We start from the raw sequence: 15,671 nt of genomic DNA, 5'->3' as shown, positions 1-15,671 counted from the left end.
GTGTTCTTGAATGAGTTGACAATTATATTATATTAACGGGCAGTAAACCGCATAATTTTTGTGATGCCTGTAAATATTCCGACGAAAAATAACAATTAAGCAAAACCTTCCTATGGAAAAGATGCCCGTAAGCTATAAAGAACTGGGACTCGTCAACAGTCGCGATCTTTTTGCAAAAGCGGTTAAAGGCGGTTACGCCATTCCGGCATATAACTTCAACAATCTCGAGCAGCTCCAGGCGATCATCATGGCCTGTGCGGAAACCGCTTCGCCGGTAATCCTGCAGGTTTCAAAAGGAGCAAGAAGCTACGCAAACGCAACGCTTCTCAAGCATCTCGCCCGTGGAGCCGTGGAATTTGCTGCTGAACTCGGTACGCCCGTGCCGGTCGTGCTGCACCTGGACCACGGTGACAGTTTCGAACTCTGCTGCGACTGCATAGCTTCAGGTTTTTCCTCGGTCATGATCGACGGTTCACACCTTCCCTATGAAGAAAACGTCGCACTGACAAGAAAAGTTGTAGAATATGCCCACAAGTTCGACGTAACCGTCGAAGGTGAACTCGGCGTGCTTGCAGGCATCGAAGACGAGGTCTCTTCTGCACACCACACCTATACCCAGCCGGAAGAGGTCGAGGACTTCGTATCGAAAACCGGCGTCGACAGCCTGGCCATATCTATAGGAACGTCTCACGGAGCTTTCAAGTTCAAGCCAGGCGAGGATCCGAAAATCCGTCTTGATATTCTTGCCGAAATAGAGCGCCGTATTCCCGGATTTCCCATTGTGCTGCACGGCGCATCATCCGTGCCCCAGGATCTTGTGGAAACCATCAATGCACACGGCGGAAAGCTCAAGGACGCCATCGGAATCAGCGAAGATCAGCTTCGCCTTGCAGCCGGGTCTGCGGTCTGCAAGATCAATATAGACTCTGACGGACGTCTGGCCATGACCGCCGCCATACGCAAAGTGCTCGACGAAAAACCCGAAGAGTTCGATCCCAGGAAATATCTCGGTCCAGCACGCGATGCGCTGAAAAAGCTCTACATCCACAAGATCATGAACGTGCTCGGATCGAACGGCAAAGCCTGACCGGTCGCAGATTCGTCACGAACACATCTTGACAAAGCGCTCCTCCCCGGAGCGCTTTGTCGTTGTAGCAGAAGAAAAATAATCTCCCGACCTGTCGGGGGGGCGAGTGTCAAAATCACATAAAAAAACGCAGTGCTGTATAAGCCAGCAAGCCCGAACCAGTTGCAAGCACGTTTTCGACCGGATCGAAAGTCGAAGAGTGCAGGGTGTTCCCCCGCTGCTCCGCCTGGCCGTCACCCGTTCCGATCTGCCAGAATGTCCCGGGAATCTGCTGCAGGTAGTATGCAAAATCTTCTGCGGTCATCAGCGGCTCGCTCTGCTTTACATTCTGCTTGCCAAGAAACTCGATGCAGTAACCCTCTGCCTCATCGGTCATGGCCGGATCGTTGATAAGCGCCGGGTATCCTGTCCTGATTTCAAGTTCCGCACTCACGCCCAGGGCCGAAGCCGTACTCGTAACCGTTTCGAGCAGCCGCTCTTTAAGCCTGGTACGCAGCGATTCGTTCATGGTGCGCATGGTGCCTGACATGGCAACTGCTGAAGGAATAACGTTGGGAGCGTTTCCGCCGTGAATCGAGGCTATGGAAACGACAGCGGGTTCATGCGGCGGCGCGACGCGGCTCACAAGATGCTGAACTGCCGTTATGATATGCGCCGCGGCAAGAACCGGATCTGCTGCCTTATGCGGTGCGGAAGCGTGCCCTCCTCGGCCGTTGACGGTTATGTAGATCTCATCCGTCGCTGCCATGAAACTGCCGCCTGAGAGCGCCACCGTTCCAGCTTCCACGCTCGGAAAACAGTGTTGCCCGAAAATCGCCTGAGGCTGGAACCGCTCGAAAAGCCCGGCTTCGATAAGCGGTCTGGCGCCGCCAGGTGCTTTTTCTTCGGCAGGCTGGAATATCAGCAGTACATCGCCATTAAGTTCCGAACGAAACGTTAAAAGTATTTTTGCCGCACCGAGCAGCATTGCCGTATGCATATCGTGTCCGCAGGCATGCATCTTGCCCGGCTCCCGCGAGCAGAAAGCATGGCTGTTCTCCTCGTTTACCGGAAGCGCATCGATATCGGCCCGGAGAGCGAGAAGAGATCGCCGCCTGCCGGCGATGGCCGTACCGCATCCTTTTATGATAGCCGTCACCCCTGTTTCAAGAAATGGCGGCTCTGGTTCGATGCCGATGGCTCTCAGATATTTCTCGATACTTGCAGTAGTCCGGAACTCCTCGTAGGAAAGTTCGGGACAGGCATGGATGGCCCTGCGAAGATCGACGATTTCAGGATAAATGCGTTCAGCTTCTTCCCGAATACGCGAAGCAAGAGGATTATCTCTTCGTTCAAACATAACTACAACCTTCTTAAAGAGGAAATGCAGAGAGACTGAAAGGAATTAATGCATAAGGGCGGACGAAACAAGCATTCAGACAAAGTACAAAATATCCTGCTAAATGGAAATCGTGCAGTCCCGGCTTTGTTTCCGTCAATAATATTCGGTTTTCCGAAGAATATTGGCTATTATATCGGTATATCGATTATTATTATACGACAAACCGGAGAGATCATGAAGGAAACTTCATCGTTCGGTCAAAGGCTCAGGAAAGTCCGTCGCCATGCCGGACTCAACCAGCGGGATTTCGGCAGAAAGATCGGTCTTTCCGGTAACAGGGTGTCGGAAATCGAGCACGACAAAGGGGAACTGAAAGCCGGCGCACTTTACTTTTTATGCAGCGAGTTCGGCGTTGATTCCCAATGGCTGATGACCGGCAGCGGCAATATGTCGCAAAATGGCGCACAACAAGCCGAAAACGGGAGCCTTGAATCCCGCCTGCTTCGACTTGAATCCCGGATCGGAAAAATCATGCAGATAGACCTGCAGCAGAAAAAATTCACTGCCACTGTTCCCCTTTATCTCGAAGCCGTTGCCGCAGGCTATCCCGATCCGGTCAGCAGCGAAATCGAAGAGCATATCGATATACCCGCGTCCTGGATACAGGGCAAAAAACAGCTCTTTGCGCTTCGGGTAAACGGCGAAAGCATGATCGGCATCGGCATCATGCCTGGCGATACGCTCGTGGTCGAAGCCAAACAGACAGCCAAGGACCGCCAGGTCGTTATAGCAAGCATCAATGGCGAAATGACTGTAAAAACGCTCAGCATCGAAAAAGGCGGCGCAGTTACTTTGCTGCCCGAAAACCCTGCCTACCGTCCTATTCCGGTCACTGCAGACTCGGACTTCAGGATTCACGGGGTTGTGGTTGCCGCACTGAGAAGTTACTGAACGGCTTCATTGCAGGAGAGATCCTACATATCCATGAACCGGATGAATTCAAGGGCTTTTTCGCGAAGTTCGTCTTCTGCCGAACCGGCTGTCGGGGAGGCATAGCGCACATTGTAGCCGTATTTGCCAAGGTTGGCTACCAGACGGTAGAGGTCGTGGGTCTGCACCCTGAAACAGACAAGAGTGCTTTCACTTTCAACTCGGGAAGGGACGGTTCCGAAAGCCGGAATGTATGCGTCGTTTTTTTCGAATACGTCGAGAATTTCCGAAAGCCTGATCCCCGAGGAAGGGACTTCGATTTCGATAGTGGCACACTCCCCCGAACCCAGATGAAAAAGCGCGGCGACTTCCCGTGCAAGCCGGTTTTTCTCGATCACGGCGCTGAAATAACCGTCATGATCGACAACGGCAAGAATTTCGCCCCGGGCGGAAGCGGCTTTGCTGTAGACATCGAGAAGATGTTCGTGCAGACCTGCGGTTGTCAGCGGGGAATGAGGAACCGATGAAAGCGGCAGCAAGCCGGCATCGGCTCTGCTGCCGCTATGCGCGAGGAGTCCGGCAAGCGTGACGAGACCGACAGGCTTACCTCCATCGAGCACTGGAGCGCAACTGCGCCCCTGCGCACCGAGAAGATCCAAAACGGTTCCAACCCTGTCTTCGAGGGTAAAAACCGGATACTCATGCAGGGAAAACTGCTCTATGTACCTGTTCAGCAGCATGGTTCGATTTTTCCCACCCGGCGCTCGTGGCGTCCACCTTCGAAACTGGCGGCAAACCAGTTTTCAAGGCTTTCGGCAATTGTTTCCCGATCACTGAACCTGGCGGAAAAGCATATGATGTTTGCGTTGTTGTGCTCTCGCGCAAGCGTAGCGAATTCGGGCCTGCAGGCAAGCGCGGCCCTGATGCCTTTTACCTTGTTGGCGGAAATGGAAACGCCGATTCCTGTACCGCAGAGCAGTATGCCCTGTTCGCATGAACCCTCAGCCACGCTATGCGCGACTTTCCGGGCATAATCGGGATAATCGACCGATTCTTCGCTGAACGGACCCATATCGACAGCATCGTGACCGTTTTGCTGAAGCCACTCGACAACGAAGGTTTTGAGTTCATAACCTGCATGATCGCTTCCTACCGCAATCTTCATAACTCGTCCTGATTGAATTTGTTTGAAAATTTCCGTCTTGCCGACTGATTTAAAAAAATACTTTGGCTGTTAATTTCCGAACCTTCGCAACAGTTTTTCCGGTATATCCCGTCGGGTTGCATAAGCCACGACTTGGTGTTATCGAGCAACATCAGTTCGAGATCGGACTTGACCGTACGTATTATCTCCCTGTCGAGCACGGGAAAAAGCGTCTCCACCCGATGATCGAGATTTCTCGGCATGATATCGGCACTGCCCAGATAGAGTTCACAGTTGCCGCCATTGGCAAAATAGTAAGCACGGCTGTGTTCGAGAAACCGCCCGATGATGCTTGTCACGCGGATGTTCTCGCTGACCCCGGGAATACCAGGTTTCAGGCAGCATATGCCGCGTACGATAAGGTCGATTTTAACCCCTTCGCCGGACGCTCGATAGAGCGCCCTGATGGTCTTGTCGTCGACAAGCGAATTCATTTTCATGATGATGCGTCCTTTGCCGCTCTTGCGATGCTGCTCCACCTCCCGTTCAATTTTGGCGATAATCTTTTTACGGGTATTGATGGGCGAAACAAGCAATTTCATGTAATCGGTGTACTTCGAGTAGCCTGTCAGCGCGTTGAAGAGTTCCGCGACTTCGCTCGCAAGACGCTCATTTACCGTAAACAGACTGTAGTCTGTATATATTTTCCCGGTTGCAGGATTATAGTTTCCGGTGCCGAGGTGCAGGTACCTTTTCAGCTTATGCTGCTCCCTGCGCACGATCATGGTGAGCTTGGCATGTGTTTTCAGGCCGGGAAGTCCGTAAATCACATGTGCTCCGACGTCTTCGAGCGCCCTTGCCCAGACGATGTTGTTTTCCTCGTCGAATCTCGCCTTCAGTTCCACAAGTACGGCAACCTGCTTGCCGTGCTCCACGGCATTCATGAGCGCTTTGACGATCGGAGAGTTGCTGCCGACCCTGTAAAGCGTCTGTTTGATCGAGAGCACATCCGGATCATTTGCTGCCTGCCGGATAAAATCAACAACCGGCTGAAAAGAATCGTAAGGATGATAGAGCAGCCGATCCTTTGCCTTTATGGCGCTGAAAATATCGCCTTCGAACTGCTCTTCGATGCGATTGACAGGAATGAAAGGCTCGTCCTTCAGGTCGGGACGATCTATCCTGAGCAGCTCGACAAGGCATCCAAGACCAAGTACGCCGCCGATTTCGTAAACGTTGCTGTCGATGACGTCAAGGTTTTTCATAAGCAGTTTCCTTATCGACTCAGGCATTTCCGGCCCGATGTCGAGCCGCACTACCCTGCCGTATCGCCTTGAGCGGATCCCCTGCTCTATGGTTTCAAGCAGGTCGCCTGCTTCATCTTCCTCGATTTCGATATCGGCATTACGGATAACCCTGAAGAGATGCGAATTGATGATCTGCATCTTCGGAAACAACTGTTCGAGATTGTTGGCAATAAGGTCTTCGAGCCAGATAAACCGCGAAACTTTATCATCGAACGATATCCCTTCAATATCACCAAGAAACAGAAGCCGCGGCAGAATGTTCGGCACCTTGACTCGTGCGAATTTATGCGTATGCGCCTCCTTGTCATTCAGTTCGATAGCGAGATTCAGAGACAGGTTGGAAAGAAACGGAAACGGATGACCGGTATCAAAAGCCAGCGGAGTCAGCACAGGAAAAATTTCCTGCCTGAAATAATGACGCAGCGCCTCCCTTTGTTCATCTCGCAGATCGGTAAATCGAACGAATTCGATTCCTTTTGCTGCAAGAGCAGGCAGGATATCGTTATAGAAACAGTCATTACGCTGACGAAGCTGCAGAAGAATCCTCTCCCTTATCTTTGCGAGCTGTTCGCCAGGCGTCAGGCCATCGATCGTACGCTCCTGAATGCCGGCGTCGAGCTGGTCTTCGATTCCGGCAACCCGGATCATGAAATATTCGTCAAGATTGGAACTGAAAATCGAAATGAACTTCGCCCGTTCAAGAAGAGGATGTGCAAGAGTATCAAGCGCTTCTTCAAGTACGCGTTGGTTGAACTCCAGCCAGCTCAGCTCTCTGTTTATATAATATGCCGGATCACGCAGGTCCGGCGCTTCCGGAAGTGAAACGAAATCAGCCGTCAGATGGTCCATAATGAACAAGTGGTTAGTTGAATCGCACTGCGCCGCCCTCATGGACGGCATAATCAAGAGCCTCATCCCAGGGATCTGCAGGCAGATGCCGCAAAAACTGCAGAGAAAATGCCAATCCTATCCGGCACGGATTCATGCCGGAAGCTGCAAGTTCCGAGAGGAACCTGTCATAATATCCTTTTCCGTAACCCATCCTGCGACCAGCGCTATCGATACCGACAACAGGCAGAAGAATGGCATCGAGTTCGGCTGAGTCGACCGGAGTGCGCCGAACAGGTTCGGGTTGGCCGAAAATGCCGGCGATCAGAGACTCACCAGGCAGGTACTCCAAGGGAACAAGACGATCTGCAGTGACTGCCGGAACCGTAATCCGCTTCCCGGCCTCATGCAGTTTTCTGCAAAGCTCGTCGGTCGAGACTTCGCGGGACGAGGCTATCGAAAGATAAGCCATAACGCACTGCGCACGAGTTACCTCATTTATTTTAAGGACTTCCGATACGACAGCAGCGCTCATGCCCTGCCATGCTTCCTCAGACAGGGCTCTCCTCGCGGCAAGCAGCTTGCTCCTGACAAGTTGCTTGCTCTCCATAGGTGCATCCATAACGTAAAATATGCCATCGATGTGGCATTCCGGTTTAAACTTCAAGATATAAAACATTACTGTCATTCAGCAGCCTTTCACATCCGGGAAGATGGCGCAATAAGGATAGTTGTACATGAACAGCAATGATTTTACATTATCGTAATACAACAGCACTGTACAAACCGCCTATTCATATGTCAACCCTTATCGATCCGTCGTCCATAACCTTTGGAACCGTCTACTGCATTGCCAAAAATTACCCGGACCATGCCCGCGAAATGATGCTCTGGGAAGAGCACATGCAACTAACAGATACTGAAGAACAGGAACCTGTCGTTTTTATCAAACCGCCCTCGTCGATAGAAACCGGCGGAATAACCATGATTCCCGGATTCGACGGGCATCCCCTCTCTGACAATATGCATTATGAAGCGGAAATCGTGCTGGTTATCGGTTCCGATTGCGACTGCTGTTCCGAAGAAAAAGCGCTTCAGGCAGTCAGAGGCTATGCGATAGGACTCGACATGACGCTCCGGGACGTCCAGCTCGATGCGAAGAAAAAAGGCAATCCGTGGCTGAAAAGCAAAGGATTCAGAAGAAGCGCGCAACTGTCGGGCATCGTTCCCCGAAGCGAAGCCGGCAGCTGGCAGGATCTCGAATTCTTTCTCGACTGCAACGGGAGGCGGGTTCAGCACGGAACCCTTTCGGAAACGGTTTTTTCTCCTCCCTATCTCGTACATTACCTGTCGTGCCTCTACACGCTGCGCAAAGGCGACCTGATCTTTACCGGCACTCCTGCCGGCGTCGGAAGGGTGGTGCCGGGTGACCGACTTGAAGCAACGCTATGCAAGAGAAGCGCCCTGCAGGACGAATCATCGGAACTCGCACGACTTCGGGTATCGATACTGCAATCCGGAACTCTTCTGTGAAAGAACGTTATTGCGAGCATAATTTGTAAATCTTCACATCTATCGTCGAATGAGCATCATATTTCAGAACGCCCGCCTCCTCGATCCAGCCATAAACCTGGATACGAATGGATCGATCCGTATTTCGGACGACGGCCGCATAGAAACGATTGCAAAGGAAGCCGATCGCATCGTTTCGACGGGTAACGAACAGGTCGTCGATCTCGATGGCAAGCTGCTTGTACCCGGACTTTTCGACATGCACTGCCACTTTCGCGAACCGGGACAGGAGTATAAGGAAACGCTCGCTTCGGGTGCCGCCGCTGCCGCCGCGGGCGGTTTTACGGGAGTTGCGCTCATGCCCAATACCCGTCCGGTCATCGACAGTCCGCTCGGCGTGGCATACATCCGCTATCATGCCGCCGACTTGCCTGTCGATCTGGAAGTGATCGGGGCTATGACTACCGAAAGCCGGGGAGAGACTCTCGCACCATTCGGCAAGTTCCGATCTTACGGAGTCACAGCCGTTTCCGATGACGGCACGGCTATCCAGAACTCGCAGATCATGCGGCTTGCGTTCGAATACGCATCGAATTTCGGGCTGCTCATCATCCAGCACTGCGAAGACAGAATGCTCAGCCAGGGCGGAATAATGAACGAAGGACGTTTTTCTACAATGCTGGGTCTCAAAGGCATTCCTGATGCAGCCGAAGCCATCACCCTGGCCCGCGATCTGCAGCTCATGCTGTATCTGCGCGATCACAAGCTGCACGATCCGCTCAATCCCCCCCGTTACCATGTCGCTCACATCAGCACGAAAGCCGCAATCGATCTCGTCCGCCAGGCAAAAGCCGAGGGTCTGCAGGTTACCTGCGAAGTAACGCCACACCACTTCACCCTGACGGATGAAGACCTTTTCAAAGCCGAAGCGAAAGGAAATTACATCATGAAACCTCCGCTCTGCTCGGCCGGGAACCTCCGGGCGCTGCTCGACGCCATTGCCGACGGCACGATCGATGCGATAGCTACCGATCATGCGCCGCACGCCGCGCATGAAAAAGAGTGCCCTCCCGATCAGGCTTCATTCGGAATAACCGGGCTGGAGACCGCGATCGGCCTTGCCATAACGCAGCTTGTCGACAAAGGAATCATCACGCTGCAACGTGCGGTGGAAATGCTCTCCATCAACCCGAGAGCGATCATGAACCTTCCGCCAGTCAGACTTCAGGAAGGAGTTGCCGCAAACCTGACGATTATCGATCCCGATATCGAGTGGACCCTCACCAGAGAAGGTATGCGCTCGAAATCATTGAATACACCTTTCATCGGAAGCCGACTCAAAGGAAAAGCAGTCGGCATCTTCCACAAAGGAGCATATATAGAAAACCGCTGAAAACAATACCTTTAAGAATTGATTGGATTTGTCAAAAGCGATTAATTTTATTACATTCAATTTCGTTCAGCACAACAATAAGAATCAGTTGATCAGTCATGGCAAAGAAACAAACATTCGGCGATAAAGGAAAAAAAACAGGCGCCAGCGATTTCAAAGTAGCTAAACTCGTCCTCTCTGTTCCATCAGGAAAAAGCAAAGCCTGGAAATTCGTCGAAAAAAACGTCCGTATTCCTAATGGCGAAAACGAGCAGACCATTCTCGCCAAAGCCGTCAGCGACGCGGTAAAATAAACGACTCCTTCCTCGCAGGGCTCCTTTCACAGGTTGCCCTGCATGCTTATCTCACGCAAAGCCTTATATGTCCTCTTCTCCCGACAGCACCATCAGGGCAGACGAAAAATCCGCTCAGCAGGCATGGTTTGCCGAGTGGTTCAATCATCCGCTCTATCTGCAGGTATACAGCCATCGCGACAACGCCGAAGCCTCCAAATGCATAAGGATGATTATCGAGCGGACACAATCCCCTGACCGACGTCCGTCATCGGTCAGCGTACTCGATATCGCTTGCGGAGCAGGACGACATGCGCTCGAACTCGCCCGTCTCGGTTACTCGGTAACGGGTAACGACTTATCCCCTTTTCTGCTCGAGACTGCCCGCAGCGAAGCGCAAAGATGCGGCATCGAGCTTTCCCTGACCTGCTGCGACATGCGGCACCTGAAGGCGGACAGGCATTACAATCTTATCCTGCAGCTTTTTACCAGTTTCGGGTATTTCAATACGGTCGAAGAAGATCTCTGCGTGCTCGAAAACGTATCCTCTCTTCTTGCCCCGGACGGATGGTACATACTCGACCTCATCAATGTACGCCATCTGCGGCGAAACCTTGTGCCGGTTTCCCGTCGCACCGTTGCCGGACTTGACGTACTGGAGGAGCGCTCGATCGAACACGGCAGAATAAAGAAAAAAATCACGATCGCACCGGCTGAAGGGGAACCGCTTCGGTTCTCCGAGTCGGTTCGTCTGTTTACGCCCGAAGAGATCAGGACGCTGCTCGATCAGGCGGGACTTGCCATCGAATCCGTTGCCGGAGATTATTCGGGAGCGCTTTTCGACAGCGAGGCTTCACCGAGGATGCTGCTGTTCATACGCAAAACCTGAAAGCCCTATTTCATCAGCAGGGTTCCCGCGGTTTTAATCCCCGATTTCCGGCTTTTTGCAAGCAGGCGCTGATAAAGCTGCGCCGTCAGATAAGCATCGCCGGCAGAAGTATGCCGGTCGTGGAGGCGGATGCTGTAACGTTCGCACAAAGCGTCAAGCCTGTATTCGCCGACCTTGTGGGCGAGATTGTAATAGGGGCCTTTTTCGAGACGTTTTGCCAGGCTTGCCGTATCGATCACATCATTGAACAGCCTTATTCCGAAATAACGGGACAGCAGCTGATTGACCATGGCAATATCGAATCCGGCATGCTGCGCGACAAGCACGCTGTTGCCGATATAGTCGAGAAACCCGCTGACGGCGGTGCGTTCATCCACGCCGAAAGCTATATCCTTGCAAAGCAGTCCATGGACGCTTACCGCTTCACGATCGCCGACCTTTTCCTGGCGCACCAGCACTTCGAAAGAATCCCCCACAACGATCCGCTGGGCTTTAAGCGACACGGCTCCTATGGAAATGACCTTGTCGTGACGGACATCGAAGCCGGTCGTCTCGGTATCGAAAACAACGAACCTGATATCGGCAAGCGGCGTTGCGAGCGGCATTTTCTTACGGTTCAGCCTCAGATATCGACAGACGCTTTCGGGCAGGGAATTATTCCTGCACCGGTAAAGCGCCGTTTCGATGATGAGGCGATCAATCACGGATGTAATCAAGCTGGAACCTCATGTTAAGTGTTTTCTGCACCTGTCCGATCGTCGTGAAAACGTTGCGCAGCATCTGCCGGTCTATTTTGTTGAGGCTTTCAGGTTTGATGTAACGGCCGGAACTGCCCTGATCGAGCCCGTTGACCACCCGCAGACGCATGAGGAACTCGTAGGCGGCGGCAGCTTCCAGGCAGAGATCCTTTTCAGGAAGAAGAAGATCGGCAAGCCTGTGGTATCTTTCGACCGTACTGAGATAATCAGGTATTCTCTGCTCGTAAGCAAGCACTCTTGCCGCATCCGAAAGCGGCATCATGGCTCTCGATTTGATATCGAACTCATTGGCATGATCGCGGCTCTTCTCGACAAGGAAATTTCTGAAAAAGCCGAGCGGAGGAGGGTTCTGCAGGGCATTCTTCGCAAAAAACTCAAGGAAGCCCCGCCCTCTGGCCAGTTCCTCAAAAATTCCTTTTTTCAGATCGGCAGCCAGAGAAGCGTCTCCGTATACCGGCCGGAAATCGAAAAATATCGTGGCGTTCATCAGAGCCTTCGGCTCGGGAGTGAGTATCCATCTGCTGAAATACTTTTTCCAGACCGAAACAGGCTGGCACCACTCGTCATTGCTTGCCATCACCTCTGCCGGGCAGAGAGCGAACCCCGATTGTTCCAGTATGGAAGTAACTTTACGTCCCAGCGCAACAAACGATGCCTGAACTTCCGCCTTGCGATGTTCGGGAGGATCGAGATAGAGCAAGGCGTTATCCTGATCGGTGCGAAGAAGCTGCTCTTTTCGGCCTTCGCTGCCGAGCGAAAGCCAGCAGAAGGGAATGTCCGGCAGACGCCAACCCTCCTTTTCGAGAGAGGCAATGGAAAGCCCGATTGCCTTAACGATCAGGGCGTCGTTTATTTCGGTGATAATATTCGATATGAAGTGAACGGCGACATCCTGGCCAATATAGATCCGAAGCAGGTGTTCGGCCTTGTCCCTCTCGACCTTCAGTTGCCCGACCTGATCGGCAGCCATGATCTCCTTCATGATCACAGCCGGATTGTTACCCTCGGAGGTAATGATATCGTGCTCGGAAATGATGCCCTGCAACGGAGAATTCACCGTCCCGTCCTCGGTAATGCAGAAATGGCGCAACTTGGTTTTCACCATGAGCATCACCATATCGGCAACGGTTTTCCTGCCGGTAATGGTGTAAACAGGACTGCTCATGATATCTCGAACAGGCTGCTCTTTGACCGATCCCGGCTGAGCAACCACTTTCTTGCGAAGATCGGTATCGGTAATAATTCCGAGAGGATGATTATCGGCAGAGACCACGAGAATGGAACCGATATTGCAATCCGACATAATTTTGGCCGCCTCCCTTATGGTTATGTCGGGAGAGCAGGTAATGACGTTGGCAACCGGCTTGACTTCGAGGGTTTCGTGTTCGAGAAAACTCCGGCAGGACTGTTCGCTGTAACGCAGCTTGCGCTGGTCGAAAGCGTTGGTCAGAGAGCGCTCCATCACCTGCATGCTCTTGGCGAACTCCCCGGCGAAAAACATCGAAACGGCATTGCTTGCCGCAATGAGACCCCGTATTTTTTCGGCAGGCATTTCGTAAATCAGGCTCTCCTCGGCTACCTGAGCGCTGAGTACGTAACTGCTTCCGCCGAAAATCGCCCTCACGCCGAAAATATCGCCTTCGTCGCACAGATCGACCAGTATCTCCTCATCGTCCATCGAGTCAAAAAGCCTTACTGCGCCCTTCATCACCATGAATGCGGCTTCCCTGAGCGTATCGCCTTTCCTGAAGATCATTTCGCCCTCTTCATGGTAATGGATCGATATCGACGAAGCGAGATCCTGTACGACGGCAGGTTCGAGAACATCGAAAGGGGGATATTTCGACAGGTCTGCGGCAACACGTTCAACAATGGTGTTTGATGCCATGACTGTTCCGGTATAAGATGTTGAAAAATATATCTGACGGCTCGTTTGCAGGCCCTGCCGGAACCGGAACAGCTGTTGTCAGTTCAGCATATTCCTCTTCTGGTACCAGTCGAAAGCGCTCCTGATGCTGTTTTCGTGCGGCTCCTGCCTCATACCGAGTTCACGAACGGCTTTGGAGGAGTCGTAATAGAGGTTTTCCGAAGCCACCCTGAACATGGTAAGATTGAACAGCTTGGATATGTTGTTCCGGCGCTTGTTCATGTCGAGCATGGATTTGAGTATCCTGGCCATCCAGAACGGCAAGGGCAGAATAATCTTCGGCACTCCGGAAATATCGCAAATTGTGTCGGCAAGCTTTTTGAACGACACATTGTCACCCCCGATAATATAGCGTTCGCCGCACCGGCCTTTCTCCATGGCTGCAATAATGGTTTCCGCAACGATTTCCACATCGATGACGCAAACCCCTCCGAGAGGATAGAACGGGATTTTCCGATTGTAAACGTCCTTGATGAGACGGCCCGCATTGAAATTGATGTCGCCGGCACCGAAAACATAGGCCGGATTGACAATCACACAATCAAGCCCGTTGCCGATGGCCTCCGCTACGGCCAGCTCTGCCTGATGTTTGGTTCGGGCATACTCAAGGCCTATACGGTCGAAGTTCCATACCGAGGTTTCGTCGAGAGGTTTTTTTCCGTCACATATGCCGACAGCAGTAATGGAACTCACATGGACGACTCGCCGGACGCCTGCCTTCAGCGACGCATCAAGTATATTTTTCGTACCTTCAACATTGATGGCCTGCAGAAGAGGATTACGTTTATCTCCCATATAGGTCAGACCCGCAGAGTGATAAACCTGATCGATTCCAGCCATCGCGCTGTCGAGAGATAGCCGGTTCGTCACATCTCCATAGACCAGCGTGATACGATCGAGCACGCCTTCAAGCGACGTCAGATCGGAACTTCTCCGGACAAGAACACGGATTTCATCGGCATCGGATGCCAGCTTGTGAACCAGTCGGGAGCCTATAAACCCTGTACCGCCGGTCACCAGAATTGTTTTCTTCACCTATAATTTAACTTCAATCATTGAAAGAACGGCATTAATCGGCACTATCGCTCACTGTGCCGCTGCATGCTCCTGAACTGCAATTTCTCCTGATATAATTTTTTTTCGGATATCCTCTACCCGATCATGAACCGCAGCGCCGATCAGCTTTGCGTTTCTGTCGTTGTAAACATAATCGGTATATCGGTCGTCTATACCGAAAACGGTAACCGATCCTCCCTTGAACGTACCCTCGAGCACATCATCGATAGTCTTCAGCACTGCCCGATCTATCGCCTTAACCATGCTGGTAAGCACGAAACCCGGAGCGTCCGGCTCCTGATCGCGATCCGTGCAGATCACCAGTTTTCCGGTCTCTCTTGCTGCTTCGATAACGCCCAGGCCGCTCGCTCCAGCCGCCTGATAAATGATATCGGCACCTTTGGCATACTGACCAAGCGCCAGCTCCCTGCCTTTTGACGGATTGGCAAAAGCGCTTCCTGTCATGCCGATATAAGCGGGAATGACCACAGCGTCCGGATTCACGTATTTTACGCCCTCGGTAAAACCGCTCTCGAACCTTCTGATAATGGACGACTCCATTCCCCCGATGAACCCAACGGTATTGGTCTTTGTTGAAAGTCCCGCTACGGCGCCGGCAAGAAACGAACCTTTTTTCTCTTCGAAAACAATGCCTGAAAGATTTTCCGGCATTTTTGCTCCGGCTTTCGGGATATAGTCGATGCAAACGAACTTCTTTTCCGGAAACGCTTCGGCTATGGATGCGATATCGTCGCTGAAAAGCAGACCCACTCCGATCACCAGATCGACATCCGGATCAGCAGCCATCTGCCTGAGCGCCGCTTCCCTGTCGGCGCCTTCGCCGGACGGTTCGGCATTAATGAATTCAATACCATGCTTCTCTCCGGCAAGCTCAAGCCCATGATAGGCCGCATCGTTAAACGAGCGGTCTCCGCGTCCGCCGACATCGAAAACCATGCCGACTGTCGGTTTTCCATCCTCTTCGCCGCCTGTTGTTTTTCCTGCTTCCTGCTCGCCTGTACAAGCTCCGAGCATAAACGTGCATACCAGAAAAAGACGGAAGAAATGTTTCATGGTTAAAGGAAAAAAGTGATGCGGATATGCCATGACGACCGTTAGTCCATACGAAATTGAAGGTAGAAAAAACCCGTTCCAATTAAAAACGGTAGTCGCATAAATTTATTTCATTACAATCCCGATAAATCGTAACCGCACACCCGAAGTCTCTTACAACTCCTGATGTTCTT

The 15,671-nt window shown here is 52.1% G+C and carries 15 protein-coding genes; 6 read left to right on the top strand and 9 right to left on the bottom strand.

Annotated features, from left to right (window positions below; all coding sequences use genetic code 11):
• Window positions 1-112 precede the first annotated feature (112 nt).
• Window positions 113-1,087: a class II fructose-bisphosphate aldolase gene (locus K4305_RS06595; protein ID WP_331561609.1), complete on the top strand. Its 975-nt coding sequence runs from the start codon at window positions 113-115 to the stop codon at window positions 1,085-1,087.
• A 115-nt stretch (window positions 1,088-1,202) separates the two neighbouring features.
• On the opposite strand, the gene K4305_RS06590 is transcribed toward K4305_RS06595, so the two are convergent.
• Entirely contained in the window at window positions 1,203-2,426 is a 1,224-nt protein-coding gene (locus K4305_RS06590; protein ID WP_331561608.1) for a M20 metallopeptidase family protein, read from the bottom strand.
• A 216-nt stretch (window positions 2,427-2,642) separates the two neighbouring features.
• Here K4305_RS06590 and K4305_RS06585 point away from each other — a divergent pair, with 216 nt between their 5' ends.
• Window positions 2,643-3,359 carry a S24 family peptidase gene (locus tag K4305_RS06585; RefSeq protein ID WP_331561607.1) on the top strand — a complete coding sequence of 239 codons (717 nt, stop codon included), beginning with the start codon at window positions 2,643-2,645 and terminating at the stop codon, window positions 3,357-3,359.
• Between the two features lie 23 nt (window positions 3,360-3,382).
• Here the strand turns inward: K4305_RS06585 and K4305_RS06580 are convergent, their stop codons facing one another.
• Genes K4305_RS06580 through K4305_RS06565 form a run of 4 tightly spaced genes read right to left on the bottom strand, consistent with a single transcriptional unit; the run spans window position 3,383 to window position 7,227 of the window.
• A complete protein-coding gene (locus K4305_RS06580) occupies window positions 3,383-4,078 on the bottom strand; it encodes a CBS domain-containing protein (protein ID WP_331561606.1) in 696 nt (231 codons plus the stop codon).
• The gene (gene rpiB / locus K4305_RS06575; protein ID WP_331561605.1) at window positions 4,069-4,503 is read right to left on the bottom strand and encodes a ribose 5-phosphate isomerase B; all 435 of its coding nucleotides are present in this window, start codon (window positions 4,501-4,503) and stop codon (window positions 4,069-4,071) included. The genes K4305_RS06580 and rpiB overlap by 10 nt, the downstream gene beginning before the upstream one ends.
• Window positions 4,500-6,638 carry a polyphosphate kinase 1 gene (gene ppk1 / locus K4305_RS06570; RefSeq protein ID WP_331561604.1) on the bottom strand — a complete coding sequence of 713 codons (2,139 nt, stop codon included), beginning with the start codon at window positions 6,636-6,638 and terminating at the stop codon, window positions 4,500-4,502. The genes rpiB and ppk1 overlap by 4 nt, the downstream gene beginning before the upstream one ends.
• Before the next feature lie 13 nt (window positions 6,639-6,651).
• Complete coding sequence (locus tag K4305_RS06565; protein WP_331561603.1) at window positions 6,652-7,227, bottom strand: 5-formyltetrahydrofolate cyclo-ligase; 576 nt, start codon at window positions 7,225-7,227, stop codon at window positions 6,652-6,654.
• Window positions 7,228-7,415: 188 nt separating this feature from the next.
• Here K4305_RS06565 and K4305_RS06560 point away from each other — a divergent pair, with 188 nt between their 5' ends.
• From K4305_RS06560 to K4305_RS06545, 4 genes are all read left to right on the top strand, one after another.
• Complete coding sequence (locus K4305_RS06560) at window positions 7,416-8,150, top strand: fumarylacetoacetate hydrolase family protein (protein ID WP_331561602.1); 735 nt, start codon at window positions 7,416-7,418, stop codon at window positions 8,148-8,150.
• Window positions 8,151-8,199: 49 nt separating this feature from the next.
• The gene (locus K4305_RS06555) at window positions 8,200-9,522 is read left to right on the top strand and encodes a dihydroorotase (RefSeq protein ID WP_331561601.1); all 1,323 of its coding nucleotides are present in this window, start codon (window positions 8,200-8,202) and stop codon (window positions 9,520-9,522) included.
• Between the two features lie 98 nt (window positions 9,523-9,620).
• Window positions 9,621-9,815: a hypothetical protein gene (locus K4305_RS06550; protein WP_331561600.1), complete on the top strand. Its 195-nt coding sequence runs from the start codon at window positions 9,621-9,623 to the stop codon at window positions 9,813-9,815.
• Between the two features lie 67 nt (window positions 9,816-9,882).
• Window positions 9,883-10,683 (top strand): class I SAM-dependent methyltransferase, encoded by an 801-nt coding sequence (locus K4305_RS06545; protein ID WP_331561598.1) that lies wholly within the window; start codon window positions 9,883-9,885, stop codon window positions 10,681-10,683.
• Between the two features lie 5 nt (window positions 10,684-10,688).
• On the opposite strand, the gene K4305_RS06540 is transcribed toward K4305_RS06545, so the two are convergent.
• From K4305_RS06540 to K4305_RS06525, 4 genes are all read right to left on the bottom strand, one after another.
• The gene (locus tag K4305_RS06540; protein ID WP_331561597.1) at window positions 10,689-11,399 is read right to left on the bottom strand and encodes a 3'-5' exonuclease; all 711 of its coding nucleotides are present in this window, start codon (window positions 11,397-11,399) and stop codon (window positions 10,689-10,691) included.
• Window positions 11,380-13,329 carry a DUF294 nucleotidyltransferase-like domain-containing protein gene (locus K4305_RS06535; protein ID WP_331561596.1) on the bottom strand — a complete coding sequence of 650 codons (1,950 nt, stop codon included), beginning with the start codon at window positions 13,327-13,329 and terminating at the stop codon, window positions 11,380-11,382. The genes K4305_RS06540 and K4305_RS06535 overlap by 20 nt, the downstream gene beginning before the upstream one ends.
• A gap of 78 nt (window positions 13,330-13,407) precedes the next feature.
• On the bottom strand, window positions 13,408-14,403 hold the full coding sequence (locus tag K4305_RS06530) for an SDR family oxidoreductase (protein WP_331561595.1): 996 nt from the start codon (window positions 14,401-14,403) through the stop codon (window positions 13,408-13,410).
• Window positions 14,404-14,454: 51 nt separating this feature from the next.
• On the bottom strand, window positions 14,455-15,498 hold the full coding sequence (locus tag K4305_RS06525) for a BMP family lipoprotein (RefSeq protein WP_331561593.1): 1,044 nt from the start codon (window positions 15,496-15,498) through the stop codon (window positions 14,455-14,457).
• Window positions 15,499-15,671 lie beyond the last annotated feature (173 nt).

The organism is Chlorobium sp., assembly GCF_036528655.1.
Lineage (GTDB): Bacteria > Bacteroidota > Chlorobiia > Chlorobiales > Chlorobiaceae > Chlorobium.
This window is presented reverse-complemented; position numbering and strand designations above follow the sequence as displayed.

Coding starts and splice junctions, on each gene's coding strand:
- K4305_RS06580 (WP_331561606.1), bottom strand. CDS start 4,078: ATGCTGCTGAACAGGTACATAGAGCAGTTTTCCCTGCATGAGTATCCG.
- K4305_RS06565 (WP_331561603.1), bottom strand. CDS start 7,227: ATGGAGAGCAAGCAACTTGTCAGGAGCAAGCTGCTTGCCGCGAGGAGA.
- K4305_RS06555 (WP_331561601.1), top strand. CDS start 8,200: ATGAGCATCATATTTCAGAACGCCCGCCTCCTCGATCCAGCCATAAAC.
- K4305_RS06525 (WP_331561593.1), bottom strand. CDS start 15,498: ATGAAACATTTCTTCCGTCTTTTTCTGGTATGCACGTTTATGCTCGGA.
- K4305_RS06545 (WP_331561598.1), top strand. CDS start 9,883: ATGTCCTCTTCTCCCGACAGCACCATCAGGGCAGACGAAAAATCCGCT.
- K4305_RS06560 (WP_331561602.1), top strand. CDS start 7,416: ATGTCAACCCTTATCGATCCGTCGTCCATAACCTTTGGAACCGTCTAC.
- rpiB (WP_331561605.1), bottom strand. CDS start 4,503: ATGAAGATTGCGGTAGGAAGCGATCATGCAGGTTATGAACTCAAAACC.
- K4305_RS06535 (WP_331561596.1), bottom strand. CDS start 13,329: ATGGCATCAAACACCATTGTTGAACGTGTTGCCGCAGACCTGTCGAAA.
- K4305_RS06585 (WP_331561607.1), top strand. CDS start 2,643: ATGAAGGAAACTTCATCGTTCGGTCAAAGGCTCAGGAAAGTCCGTCGC.
- K4305_RS06595 (WP_331561609.1), top strand. CDS start 113: ATGGAAAAGATGCCCGTAAGCTATAAAGAACTGGGACTCGTCAACAGT.
- K4305_RS06590 (WP_331561608.1), bottom strand. CDS start 2,426: ATGTTTGAACGAAGAGATAATCCTCTTGCTTCGCGTATTCGGGAAGAA.
- ppk1 (WP_331561604.1), bottom strand. CDS start 6,638: ATGGACCATCTGACGGCTGATTTCGTTTCACTTCCGGAAGCGCCGGAC.
- K4305_RS06550 (WP_331561600.1), top strand. CDS start 9,621: ATGGCAAAGAAACAAACATTCGGCGATAAAGGAAAAAAAACAGGCGCC.